This is a genomic window from Qipengyuania sphaerica, from assembly GCF_019711595.1.
Taxonomy (GTDB): domain Bacteria; phylum Pseudomonadota; class Alphaproteobacteria; order Sphingomonadales; family Sphingomonadaceae; genus Qipengyuania; species Qipengyuania sphaerica.
Genome location: NZ_JAIGNR010000001.1, coordinates 281,143 through 301,360 on the forward strand (window position 1 = coordinate 281,143; position 20,218 = coordinate 301,360).

Here is a 20,218-nt window from a genome sequence, read left to right on the forward strand (position 1 = left end):
CTGCGATACCCGTATTAGGAGATCGTGATATAGCGCGGCTCTGCAGGAGAGCGATGGGGTTCAATCCGTTCGAAACGGTGCGCGAGGATGTGGGGCTGTCCCCGCAAGTCGCCGACGAGGTGAAGACCTCCACCTGCTACATGTGCGCCTGCCGCTGCGGGATAAAGGTCCACCTCAAGAACGGCACGATCCGCTATATCGAGGGCAATCCCGACCATCCGGTCAACAAGGGCGTGCTCTGTGCAAAGGGCAGCGCTGGCATCATGCACCAGTATGCGCCCGCAAAGCTGACCAAGCCGCTGCTGCGCGTGGGTGAGCGCGGGTCTGGCGAGTTCAAGGAAATCGAGTGGGACGAGGCGCTGGAGCTTGCCACCCGGTGGCTCGGCGAAGTGCGCCAGCGCGACCCGGGCAAGCTCGCCTTCTTCACCGGGCGCGACCAGTCGCAATCGCTGACCGGCTGGTGGGCGAGCCAGTTCGGCACCCATAATTTTGCCGCGCACGGCGGCTTCTGCTCGGTCAATATGGCTGCTGGGGGCCTGTACACACTGGGCGGGGCGTTCTGGGAATTCGGCGAGCCCGATTACGAGCGCACGCTTTATCACATGATGTTCGGCGTGGCCGACGATCATGACAGCAATCCGATCAAGCTCGGCCTCGGCAATTTGAAGACGCGCGAAGGGACCAAGTTCGTCTCGGTCAATCCGGTGCGCACGGGCTATTCTGCGATCGCCGACGAGTGGATCGGCATCCGCCCCGGCACCGACGGGCTGTTCGTCTTCGCCATCATCCACGAATTGCTGCGTGCAGAGAAAATCGACTGGGCGAGCCTTGCGCGCTATTCGAACGCGCCCTGGCTGGTCATCCGCGAGCCCGGCACCGAGGACGACGGCCTGTTCCTGCGCGACAAGGATGGCGGGCCGCTGGTCTGGTGTCTTGAACAGGGCAAGGCGGTGCTGGCTAATGCGGTGCATCGCAAGCCCGCTTTTGCCGGAGAGCGCCGAGTCGAAGGGCGCACTGTCGTCCCCTCCTTCCAGATTCTCGCCGAACGCTATTTGAACGAGGAATTCTCGCCCGAAGCCGTGGCCGAGACCACCGGCGTTCCTGCCGAAGTCACCCGCCGCATCGCTGCCGAGCTGGCCGAGACCGCCTTCGAGAAGGAGATCGTGATCGAGGAGCCCTGGGTCGATGCCTGGGGTCGCCATCACGACAAATTCGTCGGTCGTCCCGTCAGCTTCCACGCCATGCGCGGCATCTCGGCTCATTCGAACGGCTTCCACACCTGCCGAGCGATCCATATCCTGCAGGCGCTGCTGGGGAGCGTCGATTGCCCGGGCGGCTGGCGCTACAAGGCGCCGTTCCCCAAGCCCATCCCTCCGGGCGTGAAGGCGGCATGGCCCAAGGCCCAGGCGGGATTGCCACTCGACGGTCCGCCGCTCGGCTTCCCGCGTTCTCCTGCCGACCTGATCGTCGACCAGCACGGCGACCCGCTGCGGATCGACAAGGCCTTCAGTTGGGAGCATCCGCTCGCGCTCCACGGCATGATGCACATGGTGCTGCACAATGTGGCGACCCAGGACCCTTACGGTATCGACGTGCTGTTCATGTTCATGGCGAACATGGCCTGGAACAGCTCGATGAATATCCCCGAGACGCTGGGGTACTTCACGAAGAAGCGCGAGGACGGCGAATACGTCATCCCGAAAATCATCTACTCCGACGCCTTCTATTCGGAGACGGTCCCATATTGCGACCTCATCCTGCCCGACACGACCTATCTCGAGCGCTGGGACTGCATCTCGATGCTCGACCGGCCGATTTCCTCGGCGCATGGCGGGGGCGATGCCATTCGCCAGCCGGTGATCCCGCTCGACCGCGATGTGCGGCCGTTCCAGACGGTTCTGCTCGACCTCGGGGCAAGGCTGGGCCTGCCGGGAATGACGAACGAGGACGGCTCGCCCAAATTCCCCGGTGGCTACGAGGATTACATCGTCAATCACGAACGTGCGCCGGGTGTCGGCCCACTATCGGGCTGGCGCGGCGAAGACGGGAGCAAGTCGGGCGTGGGCGCGGTCAATCCGGGACAGCTCGACCGCTACATCGAGAACGGCTGCTTCTGGCACGAGGAACTGCCGCTTTCCGCGCAGTTCATGAAGTTCGCCAACCGCGAATATCTCGAGCATGCGAAGAAGATGGCGTGGCTTGGGCATGCCGACCCCATCACCTTCCAGCTGTATAACGAGGATTTGCAGAAGTTCCGCCTCGCCGCGCAGGGGCATGGCGAGATCCAGCCGCCAGAGGCGCATCGCGAGCGGATAGAGACCTATTTCGACCCGCTGCCCATCTGGTACCAGCCTTTCCTCGAGAGGGACGAGGGCGGCGATGAATTCCCGGTCCACGCGCTCTCGCAGCGGCCGATGCACATGTATCATAGCTGGGGCAGCCAGAACGCCTGGTTGCGGCAGATTACCAATGCCAACAAGCTCCACATGCACCGCGACCTTGCGGTAAAACACGACCTGAAAGACGACGATTGGGTCTGGATCGAGAACGGCCGCGGGCGGGTGAAGGCGCAGGTGCGGCTGGTGACGGGCGTGAACCCTTCTGTCGTCTGGACATGGAACGCCATCGGCAAGCGTAAGGGCGCTTGGGGCCTCGACAAGGATAGCCCCGAATTCGAGAAGGGTTTCCTGCTCAACCACATCATCACCGAGAAGCTGCTGCCAGAGAAGGGCGGGAAGGAATATTCGAATTCCGACCCCGTTACCGGCCAGGCCGCGTGGTATGATTTGCGCGTGCGCCTCAGGAAATGCACCGAGGAGGAGGCGGGCGAGGCCTATCCGGTGTTCGAAGCGATGGACAAGCGCTTCAGCGGCAAGACCGGTCCGATGGAATTCGGCGAGAACCTGCAAGGGCAGGACACGGGCGGCAAGGCGCCGCTCAAGGACTTCATCGGCCAGCGCAGCGCCAACCACAGCTGGGTCGATGGCATCAGGGACGGACGCGGTAACAGGGTGAGCGAAGACAGATGACCAGCCTTCCCGAAACCACCGCCAAGAAGCTCGGTCTCGTCGTCGATCTCGACATCTGCGTCGGCTGCCACGCCTGCGCGGTGAATTGCAAGGAGTGGAACGCGAGCGCCAAGTCCGCGCCGCTCACCGACTACGACCCCTACGGCAAGAAGCCCGACGGCGTCTGGTTCAACCGCATCCACACCTATGAAACCCTCGATGAGGCTGGTCACGGCCAGACCGTCCATTTCCCGCGCTCATGCCTCCATTGCGAGGATGCGCCCTGCGTCACCGTCTGCCCGACGGGCGCAAGCTACAAGCGCGAGGAGGACGGTATCGTTCTCGTCAACGAGGATATCTGCATCGGCTGCAAGCTGTGCAGTTGGGCCTGCCCCTATGGCGCACGCGAGTATGACGAAAACGAAGGCGTGATGAAGAAATGCACGCTCTGCGTCGACAAGATCTACAATAAGAACCTGCCCGAAGAGAGCCGCGTTCCGGCCTGCGTATCGACCTGCCCTGCAGGCGCGCGCAGCTTCGGCGATCTGGGCGATCCGGAAAGCGAGGTATCGAAACTTGTCGCGGCGCGCGGCGGCTATGATCTTATGCCCGAACAAGAGACGAAGCCGGTCAACAAGTACCTGCCGCCCCGCCCGAGGCAGGATGGCCGCACAGCTGACAAGGCCCCGCGGATGCTCGCCTCCGCCGATGAAAGCACCGAGGGCGCTGGTGTTATCGCGCGCTGGGTCGACAAGATACTTTCCTAAGGGGCCTTACGCGAATGCATCCGGCGAAATCCGTCATCCTTTTCACCACCGCGAGCGGCGCGGGTTACGGTATGATGATCTGGCTGGCGGTCCTCGCAGCGCTGGGAATGCTGCCTCAGGAAACCGTTTTCGGGATCCTCGTCTTCGGCCTGGCCTTCGCTCTGATCGTGGGCGGCTTGCTGTCTTCGACCTTCCACCTCGGCCGGCCCGAGCGGGCATGGCGCGCGATGTCGCAATGGCGCTCCAGCTGGCTCAGCCGCGAGGGACTGGCTGCAATCATCGGCTTCGTGCCGCTCGGCCTGTTTGCGCTCGTTGCGATCTTCGGAATTGCCGACATGGCGCTGGGCGCGGTCGTCGGTGTCATCGGTGCTGCCATGGCGTTGCTGACGCTCTACTTCACCTCGATGATTTATGCCTCGCTGAGGACCATTCCCGCATGGCACAATGGCTGGACCGTCGCTGGCTACCTCGTACTCGGTCCGATGAACGGCGCGGTCTTCCTCGCCTTCTTGTTCGCTCTGTTCGGCTTTGCCGACGCCGCAGCAGCAATGCGTAGTATCGCGCTGGCCATGCTCCTCGCAGGTCTCGCGGTGAAGCTGCTCTACTGGCAGAATATCCGCACTTCAGCGCCGGTCAGTACCGCCGGGACGGCTACCGGTCTGGGTCACCTCGGCAAGGTCGAGATGACAGGCAGCCCCCATGACAGCGACAATTACCTGCTGCGTGAAATGGGCTTCCGCATCGCGCGCAAGCACGCCGAAAAATTGCGCCGCATTGCAACGCTGCTCGGTTTTGTGGTGCCGATAATCTGTGTGGCCCTGGGCCTTGTCTTCGCCGAAGGACCGCTGAACCTGCTGGTCACCTTGCTCTCCGTCATCGCCTGCCAGATCGGCATCACCGCCGAACGCTGGCTGTTTTTTGCAGAGGCCAAGCACGCGGTGACGCTTTACTACGGCGAACAGGCGGTCTGACATGCTGGTCGCCGTACTTGCAGGTGGCGAGGGGCGGCGGATCGGAGGCGGTAAGGCCGAGCGGGTCCTGGGCGGCAGGAGGCTGCTCGACCGCGCAGTAGCGACAGTGCGATTTTGGGACCGCACGCCGGTCATAGTGACGCGCGATGAAGTCACCGATGCGACCTGCGAAGTCATTCATGACCGCCCCGAATTGAAAGGTCCGCTTGCAGGTCTGGCAGCAGCCTTCGACAAGGCCCGGGGGGATGGCGAAACCTGCCTTCTCCTGATCGCATGCGACATGCCCTTCCTCCCCGGCGACGTGCCCGAGCGACTGGCGTGGATGGTCGATGGCGGGGCGAATTGCGCCATGGCGCGCTGCGACGAACGGGACGTGCCGGTTTGCTCCATGTGGAATGTCGAGGCGCTGGGCCGTGCGCTGCCGGACTATCTTGAAGGCGAGGATCGCTCGCTGTTCGGACTTGCCAATTTGCTTGGCTATGTGACGGTGGAATGGGACACCGAAGACGGTGACCCCTTCTTCAACGTCAATACGCCCGAAGACTTGACCGAGGCCGAAGCGCGCCTCGCCTGAGCACTCAAACCGGTTGCAATTGCGGACCGTTTCGCTTTCTTGGGGCAAACGCCAATCGGGAGAGAGAAATGAGCAACGGACCGCTGACCGGCCTTCGCGTGGTCGAATTCCAGGGCATCGGGCCGGGGCCGCATGTCGCCATGCTGCTCGCCGATCTGGGCGCGGAAGTGGTTCGCATCGAGCGGCCGGGACACCAGCCGATGAATGCTGTGGTCGAGCGCGCACGCAACCGCGCCGGCGTCGATCTCAAGAGCGAGGAGGGACAGGCTTTCGTGAAGAAAGCGCTCGCCAATGCCGATGTGCTCATCGAAGGCTTCCGCCCCGGCGTGATGGAGCGGCTCGGGCTGGGGCCGGACGAAGTGCTCGGCCTCAATCCACGCCTCGTCTATGCGCGCATGACCGGCTGGGGTCAGGACGGGCCGCTGGCGCAGGCAGCAGGGCACGACCTCAACTATATCGCCATCACCGGCGCGCTCGACAGCATCGGGGCAAAGGGCGAATTGCCCATCCCGCCGCAGAACCTCGTCGGTGATTTCGGAGGCGGCTCGATGTATTGCGCCTTCGGCATACTTGCCGCGCTTTACGAGCGCCAGACCAGCGGCAAGGGGCAGGTAGTCGATGCGGCGATCGTCGATGGCGTGACCAGCCTGATGAGCTTTTTCTACGGCCAGCCGCACAGTGCACTTCGCACGACCGAACGCGGCGCGGGCCTGCTGGGCGGGGCGGCGCATTTCTACCGCTGCTACACTTGCGCGGATGGCAAGGAAGTCAGCGTCGGGGCGATCGAGCCGCAATTCTATGCCGAGCTGCTTGCCCGTGCCGATGCGCCGAAGGAATTGGCGCAAGGCCAGCTCGATCCCTCCAACTGGGACGATTACACCGAAAAGCTCGCTGCGTTGTTCAGGACCAAGACCCAAGCCGAATGGACCGCACTGCTCGAAGGCACTGATGCCTGCTTCGCGCCGGTCGTGCCGCTCGACGAGGCAAAGGACCATCCGCACATGAAAGCGCGCGGGGCTTTCGTCGACTATGGCGGGCGTTCGCACACCGCGCCCGCACCGCGTTTCGACCGCACGCCGGGTGTCATCCGCGACAGTGCGGAAGACGGCGAAGAGGTAGTGGCGCGCTGGGCACAAGGGGGCTAGAGGGGCGCGCACAAGGAGAGATTTTCCCATGCGCGATTGCACCAAGTTCTACATCGATGGCCAGTGGGTCGACCCGGTCACCGAAAACACGCAGCCGGTCGAAAACCCTGCCACCGAAGAGACCATCGGTCACATCAGCTTCGGCACGGCTGCTGATGTCGACAAGGCGGTCAAGGCCGCGCGCCGCGCCTTCGAGACCTTCAGCCAGACCTCCAAGGAAGAGCGCCTCACCCTGCTGCGCGCCATCCAGGCCGAAATCGCCAATCGCAAGGACGACCTCGCACTTGCCGTCTCGGAGGAAATGGGTGCGCCGATGAGCCTCGCCAATGGCCCCCACACCGGCCTGCTCGCCGGACACTGCCAGACTGCCATCGAAGTGCTCGAGAAGTTCGATTTCGAACGCCAGGACGGCCCGACGCTCCACGTGTGGGAGCCGATCGGCGTGGTTGGGATGATCACCCCGTGGAACTGGCCGCTGAACCAGATCGCCTGCAAGGTCTTCCCCGCGCTGGCGACCGGCTGCACCATGGTTCTCAAGCCCAGCGAAATCGCGCCTTTCGACGCTTATATCTTCGCCGAAATCCTCGATGCGGCGGGCGTGCCTGCGGGCGTGTTCAACCTCGTCAATGGCGACGGGCCGGGCGTGGGCGAGGCTATTTCGGGCCATCCCGACATCGACATGGTCAGCTTCACCGGCTCGACCCGCGCAGGGATCGCTATCGCCAAGAACGCTGCCGACACCGTCAAGCGCGTGGCGCAGGAACTGGGCGGCAAGAGCCCCAACATCATTCTCGACGACAGCGCCTTTACCAAATCAGTGATGCGCGGCACCACCGCGATGATGGGCAATTCGGGCCAGACATGTACTGCGCCGAGCCGTATGCTCGTGCCGCACAAGCGCATGGAAGAGGCCAAGGCCGCGGCCAAGGAAGCTGCCGAGGGCGTGATTCCGGGCGACCCGAAGGGCAATGCCACCATCGGCCCGGTCGTTTCGAAGGCGCAGTGGGACAAGATCCAGGGCCTCATCGAAAAGGGCATCGAAGAAGGCGCGACGCTGGTCGCAGGCGGCCCCGGCAAGCCCGAAGGTCTGGAGACCGGCCACTACGTTAAGCCCACCGTCTTCGCCGATGTCACCAACGACATGACCATCGCGCGCGAGGAAATTTTCGGACCCGTGCTCGCGATGATCGGCTACGACGATTACGAGGACGCGATCGCCATCGCCAACGACACCGAATACGGCCTCGCCAGCCATATCATGGGCGAGGATATCGAGACCGCGAAGAAGCTCGCCAAGCGCATCCGCGCGGGACGTGTCGCCATCAACGGCGGCTACGACATGAATGCAGCCTTCGGCGGCTACAAGAAATCGGGCAACGGCCGCGAATGGGGCGAGTGGGGCTTCCACGACTTCCTCGAAGTGAAAGCCGTGATGGGCCACAGCTGATGGCGGGCAAGTTCTTCGACGAATGGCAGGTCGGCGACAAGCTGACCCATGAAATCCGGCGAACGGTGACCGAGGCGGACAACCTCTTCTTCACCGTGATGACCCATAATCCGCAGCCGCTCCACCTCGATGTGGAAGCGGCCAAGGAAAGCGAGTTCGGGCAGATCCTCGTCAACGGGACCTATACCTTCTCGCTGATGGTGGGGCTGAGCGTGGGCGACACCACGCTCGGCACGCTGGTGGCGAACCTGGGTTACGACAAGCTGGTGATGCCCAAGCCCGTGTTCATCGGCGACACGCTGCATGCCACGAGCGAGGTCATCGGCCTTCGCGAAAGCAAGTCGCGTCCCGACACCGGCATCGTCACTTTCCTGCACGAGGCGGTGAACCAGCGCGGCGAGGTCGTATGCCGCTGCGAACGCTCGGCATTGCTGAAGAAAAGCGTCTGATTTTCCGCGCTTTGCACCCCTTTGTCAGCCTCACGCGTTGAGGGACGAAGGGGACAGCGCGTGAACGAGCAGAAAAGCGAGAAAGATCCGGAAAGCGTCGAGGAAGTCCTCGGCGAACTCGACGAGCTCGCGGCAGACCAGCACGAGGTCTGCATTCGCGATGTGCTGGACGATTTCGGCGGGCGAAGTTTCGGTCCGTTTATCATGCTGCCTGCGCTGCTGGAGATTACACCGGTCGGCGGCATACCCGGCGTTCCGACCTTCCTTGCCTTGATCGTTGCCATCGTGGCGGTGCAACTCCTCATGGGTAAAGATCACGTCTGGATGCCGGACTTCATCCAGAACCGCGCGGTAGGCTCCAAGAAATTGCACAAGGCGGTGAAGAAGCTGCGCGGGATCGCACATTGGCTGGACGAGCATAGCCAGGGCCACCGGCTCGAGAAGCTGACCGAAGGCGTATGGTTGAAGATTGCCGCGTCGGTCGTCATCCTCCTTTGTTGCGCTGTTCCCCCACTGGAGGTGCTGCCCTTCGCGAGCAGCGCGCCCATGCTTGCAATTGCCGCGATCGGCCTCGCGCTGACCGTGCGTGACGGCAAAATCATGGTGATCGCCCTGCTGCTCGCCGGCGCTGCCCTGGCGGGCGGCGCATATCTCGCCGTGACCTACACCGGCGAGGAAGAGGCCGGACATTACGATGGCGTTCCCTTCGTGACGGGGCCTTGACCCGAGGCCTCTAAGAGGCGCACAGTTCTTTCCTGACGGTTGGGGAGAACCGATGCGGAAATTCGCGGGATTTGCAGCACTGCTGGCACTTGCTGCCTGTGGGCGGATAGGCAGCGACGAGCCGACCGAGGCCCAGCGCGGCGACGGGACCGATGCCGTCGAACTCGCTGAGTTCCCCGACCGGCCCTATTGGGGGGACACGCATCTCCACACTGATATCTCGGTCGACGCCTTCGGGTTCGGTGTCAGGTTGGGTCCGGAAGAGGCACTGCGTTTTGCCCGCGGAGAGGAAATCACTGCAACCACTGGCATGAGCGCGCAGCTCGACCGGCCGCTCGATTTTCTCGTCATATCGGACCACTCGGACGGCATGGGCGCCACCCGCCGCCTTTACGATGCGCCGCGCATGATGGTGCGCGATCCCACGCTGCGCCGCTGGTACGACATGATGCACGAAAGCCCCGAGCAATCGACGCGCGCGGTGGCCGAATTGATCACCGCGGCGGCCAATGGCGATATTCCGGAGGCCATGCGCGACACCGAGGCGCAGGCGAAGGCGACCCGCGAGTTGTGGGACCGCCATCTCGATACGCTCGACCGCTACAACGAGCCGGGCAAGTTTACCGCCTTCGCCGGGTTCGAATGGACGCTCATGCCGAACGGCAATAACCTCCACCGGGTGGTGATGTTTCGCGATGGCAGCGCGCGCACGCGGCAGGTGCTGCCTTATCCCGGTATCGATGGCGAAGTCACCGGCCTGTGGGATTACATGGACGCCTACGAGGAAACGACCCAAGGCAAGGTGCTGGCCATCCCGCACAATTCGAACCTCTCGAACGGGATGATGTTCGAACTGACCGGCCCAGACGGCGGCGCGATGAGTGCGCAATATGCCCGCCGCCGCGCCGCAAGGGAGCCGGTGGTCGAAGCGACGCAGATCAAGGGCGACAGCGAAACGCATCCCTTCCTCTCGCCCAACGACGAGTTCGCCGGATATGGCGTGGCCGGATGGGAACTGGGCAATTTGCCGCTGACCGAGCGGTCAACTCCCGACATGTATGCGGGCAGCTATGCCCGCTCGGCATTGCTGCGCGGGCTGACGCTGGAGGAGCAGCTGGGGGTAAATCCCTATGCTTTCGGCATGATCGGTTCGACCGATAGCCACACCGCGCTCGCCACGGGCGACGAGGACAATTTCTTCGGCAAGCACACGGGTGTCGAGCCGCGCGAAGGCCGCGCGATGGAGGGGCAGAACCTCGGCACGCGGCAGGGGCGCTTCGGCTGGCACTACCTTGCAGGCGGCTATGCGGCTGCCTGGGCACGCGGGAATACGCGCGCGGAAATCTTCGATGCCTTCATGCGGCGCGAAGTCTATGCCACGACCGGCCCGCGCATGGTGCTGCGCCTGTTCGCCGGCTTCGATCTTGCCGAGGACGACTGGGACGGCGACTGGGTGCGCGCCGGCTATACGCGCGGCGTGCCGATGGGCGGCGTGCTCGACGATACAGGGCGCGCGCCCACATTCCTCATTTCCGCACTCAAGGACCCCGAAGGGGCCAATCTCGACCGGGTGCAGGTGGTCAAGGGATGGGTCGATGCCAATGGCGAGGCGCGGGAGAAGGTCTTCGACGTCGCATGGAGCGCGCGCGAGATGGACGGGGCTTCTGATTCTCCCGTCCCGCCAGTGGGGGACACGGTGGACCGCGCGAAGGCGACCTACGAAAACTCCATCGGTGCACCGGAACTGCGGGCTACCTGGACCGATCCCGAATATCGTGAGGGTCAGCGCGCGTTCTATTACGTTCGCGTACTCGAAATCCCGACACCCAGCTGGGTGCTGTTCGACGCGGTTCGCTTCGGGCTGAAGCTGCCGACCAATGTGATCGAGGCCAACGTCATGCAGGAACGCGCCTATTCCTCGCCCGTCTGGCTACGCCCGGCGCACGAGCCGCAGACAACGCCGGGCGACGCACCGGCGATCATGGAAGGCGCATGATCCGAGAGGCCTTGCGCGATCCGCTCGCGCATTTCCTGATTGCCGGGGCCGCGATCTGGGGCGTGCTGGCGCTGGCCGGAGATCCGGTTGACCCGGCAGGCCGCAGTATCGAACTCAGCCGCGAAAAGCAGGCGGGCCTTGCCTTGCGCTTCGAGCGGATGATGGGCCGCGCGCCGACCGATGCCGAGCTCGACGCCCAGATCGCGAACTGGGTTCGTGAGGAGATCCTCTATCGCGAGGCGCTGCGGCTCGGTCTCGACGATGGCGATCCGCTGGTCCGCCGCAGGCTTGCTGCCAAGATGGACGAACTCGCGGCGGCGCAGGCCGAGATGGTCCGGCCGGACGAGGAAACCTTGCGCGACTGGTACCGCGACAACGGCGGGCAATTCGAGACGGGCGGAGTGCTGAATTTCGAGCAGGCCTGGTACCCGAGCGAGGAAGCGGCGCTTGCGGCGAAGAGTGAGGAGAGGCCGCGCGGAGAACCGATCAGCCTGCCGCGCACGGTCGTGCGAAACTCGCCGGATGAAATCGCCAAGCTATTCGGCAGTGACTTCGCCCAAGAGGTTACGGCACTGCGCTCGGGGCCGGGGTGGCAGGGGCCGGTCCGTTCGGGATACGGATGGCATCTCGTCCATCTCTACCAGCGCGAGGAGGGCAGGATTCCGCCCTTCGAGGAAGTGCGCGAGGCTGTCGAACGCGACTGGCGCAGCCGCACCATCCAGGCGCGACGAGAGAAAGCCTACCAGCTGCTGCGCGACGCATACGAGATCGACATCGAATGATCCGCTGGCTTGCCGCACTGGCGTTGCTGTTCGCTGCCGTTCCGGCATGGGCGGACGAGTTGCGTCCCGTCTCGATCCAGTTCGTCGAGGTCGAAAGTGGCTGGTGGTCGCTCGACTGGAAGCAACCGCTATCCGGCCAGCGGGGGGAGGCTCTGGGCACACCGCAGATCCCTGCCAATTGCGAGTGGCGCGATACGCAGCGCAGCCGCGAAGGCGATGCGGTTCACGGCCATGCGGAGATCATCTGCAACGGCCAGCTACGCGAGCCGCAGATCGGCTGGCCCGATTTTCCCGGCCACGGCGAGGCTATCCTGCGCGTCGCGCCGCTGGAGCGCGCGGTCCAGGTCTATCGCCTCACACCCGACGAGCCGCTCGCCACCATCGCACCGCGTGCATCGGCGAGCCAGGTGTGGCGGAGCTATTTCGTCATCGGCGTGGAGCATATCCTCACCGGCTGGGACCATCTGCTGTTCGTCATCGCGCTGGTCCTGCTGGTTGGGCGCGCTTGGGCGGTGGTGAAGGCGGCGACAGCCTTTACCGTGGCGCATTCCCTCACGCTTGCCGCCGTGACGCTGGGCGCTGCAGGTTTGCCGCAGCGGCCCGTCGAAGCGCTGATTGCACTCTCGATCGTCTTCCTTGCTGTCGAAATCGCACGCGGCACCCGCGAGACTCTGACGCGCCGCCTGCCGTGGCTGGTCGCTTTCGTCTTCGGCCTGCTCCACGGCTTCGGTTTCGCAGGGGCCTTGCGCGAGATCGGCCTGCCCGAAGGAGAAGTTCCGGCAGCGCTCATCAGCTTCAACCTCGGCGTGGAGGCAGGGCAGCTCGCGGTCATCGCCGCGGTGCTGGTGACGCTGTGGGGGCTCCGGAGTGTGAAACCTGCGGCGGAGGCGCGGGCCATCCGCCTCGCCTCCTACCCAATCGGAATTATCGGAGCCTACTGGCTGGTCGACCGCGTGGTCGGCTGAGCATCTCCGCCGAGCGCTTGCCACAAGAGCACGCGTGCTCTTTGCGCCCGACCCAGTGCCGCTGCCGCGCGCTCACCGCTGGCATCGGCAGCACGGCGCGCTTCGAGCACGGTGAGGAAGTCGGCGAGGCCTGCCTGCTGGCGGGTCTCGGCAAGGCTGGCGGCACGCTGGAGGCTAGCAGCCTCGGCCCGCGCCGCGGCGAGTTCGCGATCGGCGGCAGCCACCAGGCCGTAGGCGGCCTCGGCATCGCCCAGCGCCGTGTAGACCGCGCCGCGATAGGATTGGAACGCCGCGCGCTTTTCTGCGGCTGCACCGTCGATTTCCGCCTCGATCCTACCGAAGTCCAGAAGAGGGGCTGCGACTGCTGCGGCGAGCGAGCCGACGATGCTGTCCTCGTCGAAAAGATCGGCGGGGCCGAAGGCGAGCAGGCCGATGACCGCAGAGAGGTCGAAGGTCGGGAAACGACGCCGCGCGGTGGCAGCGAGATCGGCATCCTCTGCAGCCAATATCGCGGCGGCAGCCAAGACATCGGGCCGGTTGGCAAGCAAGGTAGAGGGAAGCGCCACCGGCGGTTCTGGCAATGGAGGCGCGGGCGGGTCGAGCGCCAGTGCGGCGCGCACCTGTGCCCCGCCTTGCGCAGTCAGCGTGACCAGCCGTCCGGTCAGCCGGGCACGTTCGCTGTCCAAAGCGGCAAGGCGGCTGCGCGAGGCATTGGCAGCGCTTTCCGCCCGCACGCGGTCGAAACCGGGTGCAATGCCAGCCTCTTCGCGCACACCGGCCAGGCGCGCCAATTCCACGGCGGCGGCGATATCGTCCTCGATTTCCGCCTGCCGCGCGTCGAGCGTGCGCCAGTCGATGACGCTGGCCGCGATCTCTGCCAGCAGCGCATTGCGCACCGCGCGCGACTGCGCATCGGCTGCGTCGATACGGAACAGCGCAGCCTGCTCCTGCGCGCGTAAGCGGCCGAAGATGTCCGGGTCCCAGCGCGCGGTGAGATTGGCGGCGTAGCTAACGCGTTCGGTGTCGAACTCCACGCCGGGCGGAAGCGAAGCGCCAAACTGGTTCGGATTGGTGCGCTGTCCGGTAACCGCCGCATTGGCGCCGATATTGGGCAATCGCTCGGCCCCGGCACGGACCGCACCAGCGCGGGCCTGTTCGATACGGGCTAGCGCTTCGGCGAGCGTGGGCGACCCGGCAAGCGCCTGCGCTGCGAGCGTGTCGTAACCGGGGTCAGCGCTCGGCAACAATTCGGCAAGTGCCGTCCCGCTCTCACTGTCTGGTGCGTAAAGGAATTCGGGTGGCAGCACCGGTGTCGGCGTGGCGACCTCGGGCGGCGGGCCTCCCGCACAGGCTGCAAGCGCCAGCGATCCGGCAAGGAGAAGCGCGCGCCTCATTATTGGCCCTTCTTTGCCGGAATGAAGGCATCGACCTGCTGGCCGACGCGGAAGGTGCCGTTTTCGCCCACCGCGCTCGCGGGTAGTTCGTAGATCACTTGCAACACGCGCACGTCCACACGCTCGGCGGCGGAGTTCGTGAGCGAGCGCTTGGGCACCACCAGCGGCTCGGCGCGCACGAATGCGGCTTCGACCTGCTGTTCGGCGGCGCCGCGAGGGGAAACCGTGGCGGGCTTGCCAAGCGCGAGGCGCGGGGCCTGTTGCTCGTCGATATCGATGCGGACGTGCATCGGTTGGGTCTGGCCCATTTCTATGAAGGGCTGCGAACCGCCGCCGCCCATGGTACTGACATATTCGCCCTTGCGGATATTCACCGCGAGAATCTCGCCTGCGATCGGTGCGGTAATGGTGAGGCGCCCGACCTCGGTACGCGCTGAGGATGCGCGGGCTTGCGCCGCCGACAGTCTTGCCCGCGCGAGTTGCAATCGCTCGCCTGCGGCCCTGGCTTCCCCCTCGGCGCGGATGACTTCACTACGACTTACCGCGGCGGGGTCGGAGACATTGCGATAGAGCGCCAATTGGCTCGATGCGGTGGCTTGCGCACTTTGCGCCTCGGCTATCGCCGCGCGTGCTTCTCCGATAGCGGCTTCGGCCTCGCGCAATTGTGCGCGCGCCTGCCGGTCGTCGACGGTGAACAGCGTCTGCCCTTCGCTTACGCGGTCGCCGGGCTGGACGTAGAGACCGGTCACCAGCCCCGACAGCGCGGAGCCCACCTGCACCAGCTCGCTCGAAGGCTCGACCACGCCCGAACCTGCCACGCGTGCCTCGTTGGCGAGCGAACCGGGCACGCTGGGCGGCGAAGTGTCGGGCTCATCTACCTCGCGGTCGGGCTGGCCGGTAAGAATGAAGATCGCTGCCAGCACCAGCCCCACCACGGCAATCGCGGGAAGGATCTGGCGGGAGAAGCTCAGGTTACGGATATCGATTGCCATCAGTGGGTCTCCGGCATGGTTTTGCCGTCATGGATGACCTTCCCGTCCTCGAGCACGAGGATGCGGTCGGCCATGTCGAAAATGCGATTGTCGTGGGTGACGATGATGCAGGCGCGGTCTTCGGCGACGGCAACTTCGCGCAGCAGGTCCATCACGCGGCGGCCCGAAGCGGCATCGAGCGCGGCGGTCGGTTCGTCGCAGACCACCAGGCGCGGTTCGTGAACGAGTGCGCGGGCAATGGCAACGCGCTGTTGCTGGCCGCCCGAAAGCTGGCTCGGCAGCTTGTCGGCTTGGTCGGCGATGTTGAGCTTTTCGAACATCGCCACGGCTTTTTCGCGCGCTTCGGCGCGGTCCATGCCCTGCGCGATCAGCGGCACGGCAGCATTGCTCGCCGCGTCGATGGCGGGGATAAGGTTGTACTGCTGGAAGATGAAACCGATGTTCTGGAGGCGGAATTCTACCAGCTCGTCGTCGGGGAGGTCGTAGATGTCGGTGCCGAAGACCTTAACCTCGCCCAGCGTCGGCCAGAGAATGCCGCACATGATCGAGATGAGCGTGGTCTTGCCCGATCCGCTCTCGCCGACAAGGAAGGTCATCTCCCCCGCCTTGATGTCGAGATCGATGCCGTGGAGCACGGTAATCGTCTGCTGCCCCGCCTGGAAATCGCGCGTCACATCGCGCGTGCAGATGGCAGGCGCGCTCACCGGAACACCGCCGCAGGTTCGGTATTGAAGACGGTTCTCAGCGCGAGGAGGGCGGTAAGGGCAAGGATTACGATCACGGCGGCGAGGCTGATCAACGGGACCTGCCAAGGCACGAAAAAGCCCTTGAAGAAGGGGTTGGACGAGAACGCCCACATCGTGCCGACCGTCGCCAATACGCCAAAACCATAGCCGATGAAGCCGACCAGCCCCGCCTGCGCGGCCACCATCTTGCGGATTTGGCGGTTGGTGACGCCGATGGCCTTCAGAGCGCCGAACTGCTTGATATTGTCGCGGATGAAGAGGCTGAAGGTCAGGCCGACGATCGCCACGCCGACCACGAAGCCGAGCGCAACGGTGATGCCGAAATTAAACGGGATGCCGGTGTTGGCGATGATGAAATCGATGCCGTCGCGGGTGAATTCCTCGCGCGTGCGGCCCTTGAGGCCGGTTTCCGCTTCGATCTTGTCGACCAGCTGTGAAGGTGTGATTCCAGCGACCGGCTGCGCAATGACGAGGCTCATGCGGTTGCGCGTGCCCGGGATGTAGCGCAGTGCGCGCGAATAGGTGGTGTAGAACACAGCCGTGCTGGCGAAACCGGGGACGGTGTCGGTGATGCCGCCGATGACCACGCGCTGGTCGTTCAACTCCAGCACCTGTCCCATCGGATCGAGACCGGGGAACATGCGCGTGGCGCCGACATCGTCGACCATCACCGTGTCGGGGGTGCGCAGATCGCTCTTGTCGCCCTCGACCAGCCGCTTGGGCATGCCCGTCAGCGTCGCATCGTCGACGCCCACGATGACCACCTGTTCGAGATCGCCCTGCGCGGTGCGGACGGCGGCCGCGCTGCGCAATTGGGGGACCGCCCAGTCGACCCCTTCTACCGAACGCACCGCATCGAGCGCCGTGGAGGGCATTGGATAGGTCACATCGGTGGTGACACTGGCAGGGTCCATCACGAAGACCTCGCCATTGCCGTTGTTATAGACCCCGGCCGCGCCGAGATTGAGCAGGTTGACGAAGATCGTGAGCTGCTGGGTGATGAGCAGGGTGGAAAAGGCTATGCCGAACACCAGCCCAAAGAATTTCTGCGGGTCGCCGGTGAGCATGCGGATCGCGATCCAGATCATCTGCGCCTTCCGTGCCTCCGCTTGCCTAATTCCACCGACTCGTCCATTAGTGAACGATGGCGTTCAACTGAACGGGACCGTTCATTTTGTCAAGTGATGCGAAAAAGGCCGGGCGGCCGGCGGACACCGCTAAGCGCGAGGCGATCCTCGAAGCGGCGACGCGTGCCTTTTTCGGATCGGGTTTTGCTGCCTCCTCGATCGAGCAGATCGCAGCCGACGCAGGAGTCTCGAAAGTCACCGTTTACAGTCATTTTGGCGACAAGCGCGGATTGTTTGCCGCCGCCGTCGAGGGTGAATGCGAGCGGTTGCGCGACCAGTTCCAGGTTACACCTGACCTGCGCGGAACCTTGCGCCAGCGCCTTACCGCAATCGGCGAAACCATGGTCGGCTTCCTTTCGCGCCCCGAAATGGTCCAGTTCGAGCGCCGGATCGCGGCGGAAACCGAACACGAACCCGATATCGGCGCGGCCTTCCTCGAGTCCGGTCCTCACCGCATGAAAGCGGCCTTCAAGGGGCTGATGCAGGCGATGGTCGATGCCGGCGAAGTCCGCATCGACGACGTCGATCTCGCGGTCGAACAATTCGCGTCCATGTGCAAGGGAATGGGCGACCTGGAGCGCCGTTTCGGCCATCCCGGAGACCCCGAACGGGACCGCCAGCGCATAGATGGGGCGGTCGAGGTGTTCTGCCGCGCCTATGCTATCGATGAGTGTGAGCGGAAATAAGCGCGATTTTCGCTGCCGGCTAAACTTGCCATTCACTGGCGCGCGCCTACATTCCTTAGACAAGGAAAGGATTGCCCCCAGCAATGCGCGACGAAAACAACCAGCCGAACCAGGAACCCGAAGGCGGCGGTCCCAACCCGTGGATGAAAAGCCTGTTTATTTGGGGCGGGGTATTCCTCGGCCTGTTGCTTGTCGTTTCCGCATTCGGTGGCAGCAGCCAGAATGCCGGCGCACCGCTTCTCTATTCCGATTTCAAGAGCAAGGTGGCCGAAGGTTCGATCAAATCGGTCGAAATCTCCGACGATCGCATTACCGGCCTCACCACGGACAACGAGCCGTTCAATACCATTCCGGTCAAGAACGACACGACGCTTACTCCGCTGCTCGAAAAGAACGGTGTCGAGTTTTCCGGCAAGGAAGCCGATAGCGGCAATTTGCTCGTCTACGCGCTGATCAATATCCTGCCTTTCCTGCTGATCCTTGGCATCGCCTTCTTTGCGCTGCGCCAGGTGCAGAAAGGCGGCGGGGCAGGCGGCGCAATGGGCTTCGGCAAGTCGAAGGCCAAGATGCTGACCGAACGCCAGGGCCGCGTCACTTTCGAAGATGTCGCCGGCATCGACGAGGCGCGCGAGGAACTGGAAGAAATCGTCGAATTCCTGAAGGACCCGCAGCGCTTCTCCAAGCTCGGCGGACAGATCCCCAAGGGCGCGCTGCTGGTCGGTTCGCCCGGCACCGGCAAGACGCTGCTCGCTCGCGCCATCGCGGGCGAGGCGGGCGTGCCCTTCTTCACTATTTCGGGCTCGGACTTCGTCGAAATGTTCGTCGGCGTCGGCGCAAGCCGCGTGCGCGACATGTTCGAACAGGCCAAGCGCAACGCGCCCTGCATCGTCTTCATCGACGAAATCGATGCGGTCGGCCGCAGCCGTGGCCACGGCCTCGGCAATTCGAACGACGAGCGCGAACAGACGCTGAACCAGCTGCTGGTCGAGATGGATGGTTTCGAAGCCAACGAAGGCATCATCATCATCGCGGCGACCAACCGCCCCGACGTGCTTGATCCCGCGCTGCTTCGCCCGGGCCGTTTCGACCGCCAGGTCGTGGTGCCGATCCCCGATATCGACGGGCGCGAGAAGATCCTCGCCGTTCACATGAAGAAGGTGCCGCTGGCGCCCGATGTGAACCCGCGCACCATTGCGCGCGGAACACCCGGATTTTCCGGTGCGGACCTCGCCAACCTCGTCAACGAGGCGGCGCTGCTGGCGGCGCGCCGCAACAAGCGCCTCGTCGCGATGCAGGAATTCGAGGACGCCAAGGACAAGGTCATGATGGGCGCCGAACGCCGCAGCATGGTCATGACCGAGGACGAGAAGAAGATGACCGCCTATCACGAGGCAGGTCACGCGCTGGTCAGCCTAAACGAGCCGGCATCCGACCCGATCCACAAGGCCACCATCATCCCGCGCGGCCGCGCCCTGGGCATGGTGATGCGCCTGCCCGAACGCGACAGCTATTCCTACCATCGCGACAAGATGCATGCGAACCTCGCCGTGGCCATGGGCGGGCGCGTGGCGGAAGAGATCATCTTCGGCCATGACAAGGTGTCGAGCGGCGCGAGCGGCGATATCCAATATGCGACCGACCTTGCCAAGAACATGGTCACCAAATGGGGCATGTCGGACAAGCTCGGCCCGCTGATGTATGAGGAAAGCCAGGAAGGTTACCTCGGCATGGGCCAGACCGCGCGCACGATGGGGGGCGCGGAAACGAACAAGCTGATCGACAGCGAGATCAAGGAACTGGTCGAGGGCGGTCTGAAGCGTGCGACCGAAGTGCTCAAGGAGCAGGAAGACAAGCTTCACCTCCTCGCGCAGGCGCTGCTCGAATACGAAACACTCACCGGCGACGAGATCGACCAGCTGATGAAGGACGGCAAGATCGATCGTCCCGACCAGCCGAGCGGTCCGGCGATCGTCCGCCAGCCGGGCGGAAGCACCGTGCCCAAGGCCGGCAAGAAGTTCGGCGGTTCGGGCGAAGGCGCTCCTGCAGGCGCCTGAAGCCGTCTGCCAATTCATGCAAAGGGCGCCATGGGGGAAACCCTTGGCGCCCTTTCTGCGTTTGGACGGCAATACAATCACATGAGGTCACTGCCATGAAACGCACCATCACCACCGCCATTGCCCTTGCCACCTTGCCGCTTGCCGCCTGTTCCGAGCAGACGCAGGACGATGCTGCACGCACAGCAGATCTTGCGGGCGACGATATCGAGGCCAATGCCCAGGTCGTCGGCGAAGTTCTCGAGGACGGCACGAAGAAGGCCGCAGGTGCGGTCGCGGAAGGGGCAGCCGACCTCCAGCAGCATATCGAAGAAAACGACAACGAAACGCCCGGTCCCGCACCGATTACCGGACAGGATCTGAATGAGGATCGCGAAGACCCGGCCTATTAG

General features: G+C 64.2%; 18 protein-coding genes. 14 read left to right on the forward strand and 4 right to left on the reverse strand.

The genetic code is table 11. From position 1 onward, the window contains the following. The first annotated feature begins 53 nt into the window (after nucleotides 1-53). From K3178_RS01525 to K3178_RS01575, 11 genes are all read left to right on the forward strand, one after another. Entirely contained in the window at nucleotides 54-3,029 is a 2,976-nt protein-coding gene (locus K3178_RS01525) for a molybdopterin oxidoreductase family protein (RefSeq protein WP_221569627.1), read from the forward strand. Further along, complete coding sequence (locus K3178_RS01530; RefSeq protein ID WP_221569628.1) at nucleotides 3,026-3,775, forward strand: 4Fe-4S dicluster domain-containing protein; 750 nt, start codon at nucleotides 3,026-3,028, stop codon at nucleotides 3,773-3,775. Before K3178_RS01525 ends, K3178_RS01530 begins: the two co-directional genes overlap by 4 nt. 14 nt (nucleotides 3,776-3,789) lie before the next feature. Then, nucleotides 3,790-4,746 (forward strand): dimethyl sulfoxide reductase anchor subunit family protein, encoded by a 957-nt coding sequence (locus K3178_RS01535; RefSeq protein ID WP_221569629.1) that lies wholly within the window; start codon nucleotides 3,790-3,792, stop codon nucleotides 4,744-4,746. Nucleotide 4,747: 1 nt separating this feature from the next. Then, entirely contained in the window at nucleotides 4,748-5,320 is a 573-nt protein-coding gene (gene mobA / locus K3178_RS01540; RefSeq protein ID WP_221569630.1) for a molybdenum cofactor guanylyltransferase, read from the forward strand. 68 nt (nucleotides 5,321-5,388) lie between these two features. Next, nucleotides 5,389-6,465, forward strand: a complete 1,077-nt coding sequence (locus K3178_RS01545; RefSeq protein WP_221569631.1) for a CaiB/BaiF CoA transferase family protein — start codon at nucleotides 5,389-5,391, stop codon at nucleotides 6,463-6,465. A gap of 28 nt (nucleotides 6,466-6,493) precedes the next feature. Next, nucleotides 6,494-7,912, forward strand: coding sequence for an aldehyde dehydrogenase family protein (locus tag K3178_RS01550; protein WP_221569632.1), 1,419 nt, complete (start codon nucleotides 6,494-6,496; stop codon nucleotides 7,910-7,912). Beyond that, nucleotides 7,912-8,361 carry a MaoC family dehydratase gene (locus K3178_RS01555; RefSeq protein WP_221569633.1) on the forward strand — a complete coding sequence of 150 codons (450 nt, stop codon included), beginning with the start codon at nucleotides 7,912-7,914 and terminating at the stop codon, nucleotides 8,359-8,361. The genes K3178_RS01550 and K3178_RS01555 overlap by 1 nt, the downstream gene beginning before the upstream one ends. 60 nt (nucleotides 8,362-8,421) lie before the next feature. Further along, the gene (locus tag K3178_RS01560; protein WP_221569634.1) at nucleotides 8,422-9,084 is read left to right on the forward strand and encodes an exopolysaccharide biosynthesis protein; all 663 of its coding nucleotides are present in this window, start codon (nucleotides 8,422-8,424) and stop codon (nucleotides 9,082-9,084) included. A gap of 52 nt (nucleotides 9,085-9,136) precedes the next feature. Next, the gene (locus K3178_RS01565) at nucleotides 9,137-11,080 is read left to right on the forward strand and encodes a DUF3604 domain-containing protein (RefSeq protein ID WP_221569635.1); all 1,944 of its coding nucleotides are present in this window, start codon (nucleotides 9,137-9,139) and stop codon (nucleotides 11,078-11,080) included. Then, nucleotides 11,077-11,862, forward strand: a complete 786-nt coding sequence (locus tag K3178_RS01570; RefSeq protein WP_221569636.1) for a peptidyl-prolyl cis-trans isomerase — start codon at nucleotides 11,077-11,079, stop codon at nucleotides 11,860-11,862. The genes K3178_RS01565 and K3178_RS01570 overlap by 4 nt, the downstream gene beginning before the upstream one ends. Then, nucleotides 11,859-12,827, forward strand: coding sequence for a HupE/UreJ family protein (locus K3178_RS01575; RefSeq protein ID WP_221569637.1), 969 nt, complete (start codon nucleotides 11,859-11,861; stop codon nucleotides 12,825-12,827). The genes K3178_RS01570 and K3178_RS01575 overlap by 4 nt, the downstream gene beginning before the upstream one ends. On the opposite strand, the gene K3178_RS01580 is transcribed toward K3178_RS01575, so the two are convergent. From K3178_RS01580 to K3178_RS01595, 4 genes are read right to left on the reverse strand one after another with little or no spacing between them, the layout of a single operon-like run. Beyond that, nucleotides 12,797-14,221, reverse strand: a complete 1,425-nt coding sequence (locus K3178_RS01580; RefSeq protein ID WP_221569638.1) for an efflux transporter outer membrane subunit — start codon at nucleotides 14,219-14,221, stop codon at nucleotides 12,797-12,799. The two genes, K3178_RS01575 and K3178_RS01580, sit on opposite strands and share 31 nt — an antisense overlap. Continuing rightward, the gene (locus K3178_RS01585) at nucleotides 14,221-15,213 is read right to left on the reverse strand and encodes an efflux RND transporter periplasmic adaptor subunit (RefSeq protein ID WP_221569639.1); all 993 of its coding nucleotides are present in this window, start codon (nucleotides 15,211-15,213) and stop codon (nucleotides 14,221-14,223) included. Before K3178_RS01585 ends, K3178_RS01580 begins: the two co-directional genes overlap by 1 nt. Beyond that, nucleotides 15,213-15,917, reverse strand: a complete 705-nt coding sequence (locus tag K3178_RS01590) for an ABC transporter ATP-binding protein (RefSeq protein WP_221569640.1) — start codon at nucleotides 15,915-15,917, stop codon at nucleotides 15,213-15,215. The genes K3178_RS01585 and K3178_RS01590 overlap by 1 nt, the downstream gene beginning before the upstream one ends. Next, nucleotides 15,914-17,047 carry an ABC transporter permease gene (locus K3178_RS01595; RefSeq protein WP_221569641.1) on the reverse strand — a complete coding sequence of 378 codons (1,134 nt, stop codon included), beginning with the start codon at nucleotides 17,045-17,047 and terminating at the stop codon, nucleotides 15,914-15,916. Before K3178_RS01595 ends, K3178_RS01590 begins: the two co-directional genes overlap by 4 nt. A gap of 86 nt (nucleotides 17,048-17,133) precedes the next feature. Between K3178_RS01595 and K3178_RS01600 the strand changes: the two genes are divergently transcribed. The 3 genes from K3178_RS01600 to K3178_RS01610 all read left to right on the forward strand — a co-directional run bounded on the left by K3178_RS01600 (nucleotide 17,134) and on the right by K3178_RS01610 (nucleotide 20,218). After that, nucleotides 17,134-17,772, forward strand: a complete 639-nt coding sequence (locus K3178_RS01600) for a TetR/AcrR family transcriptional regulator (protein ID WP_221569642.1) — start codon at nucleotides 17,134-17,136, stop codon at nucleotides 17,770-17,772. Nucleotides 17,773-17,855: 83 nt separating this feature from the next. Beyond that, the gene (ftsH, locus tag K3178_RS01605; RefSeq protein ID WP_282098828.1) at nucleotides 17,856-19,826 is read left to right on the forward strand and encodes an ATP-dependent zinc metalloprotease FtsH; all 1,971 of its coding nucleotides are present in this window, start codon (nucleotides 17,856-17,858) and stop codon (nucleotides 19,824-19,826) included. A gap of 95 nt (nucleotides 19,827-19,921) precedes the next feature. Next, complete coding sequence (locus K3178_RS01610) at nucleotides 19,922-20,218, forward strand: hypothetical protein (protein ID WP_221569643.1); 297 nt, start codon at nucleotides 19,922-19,924, stop codon at nucleotides 20,216-20,218.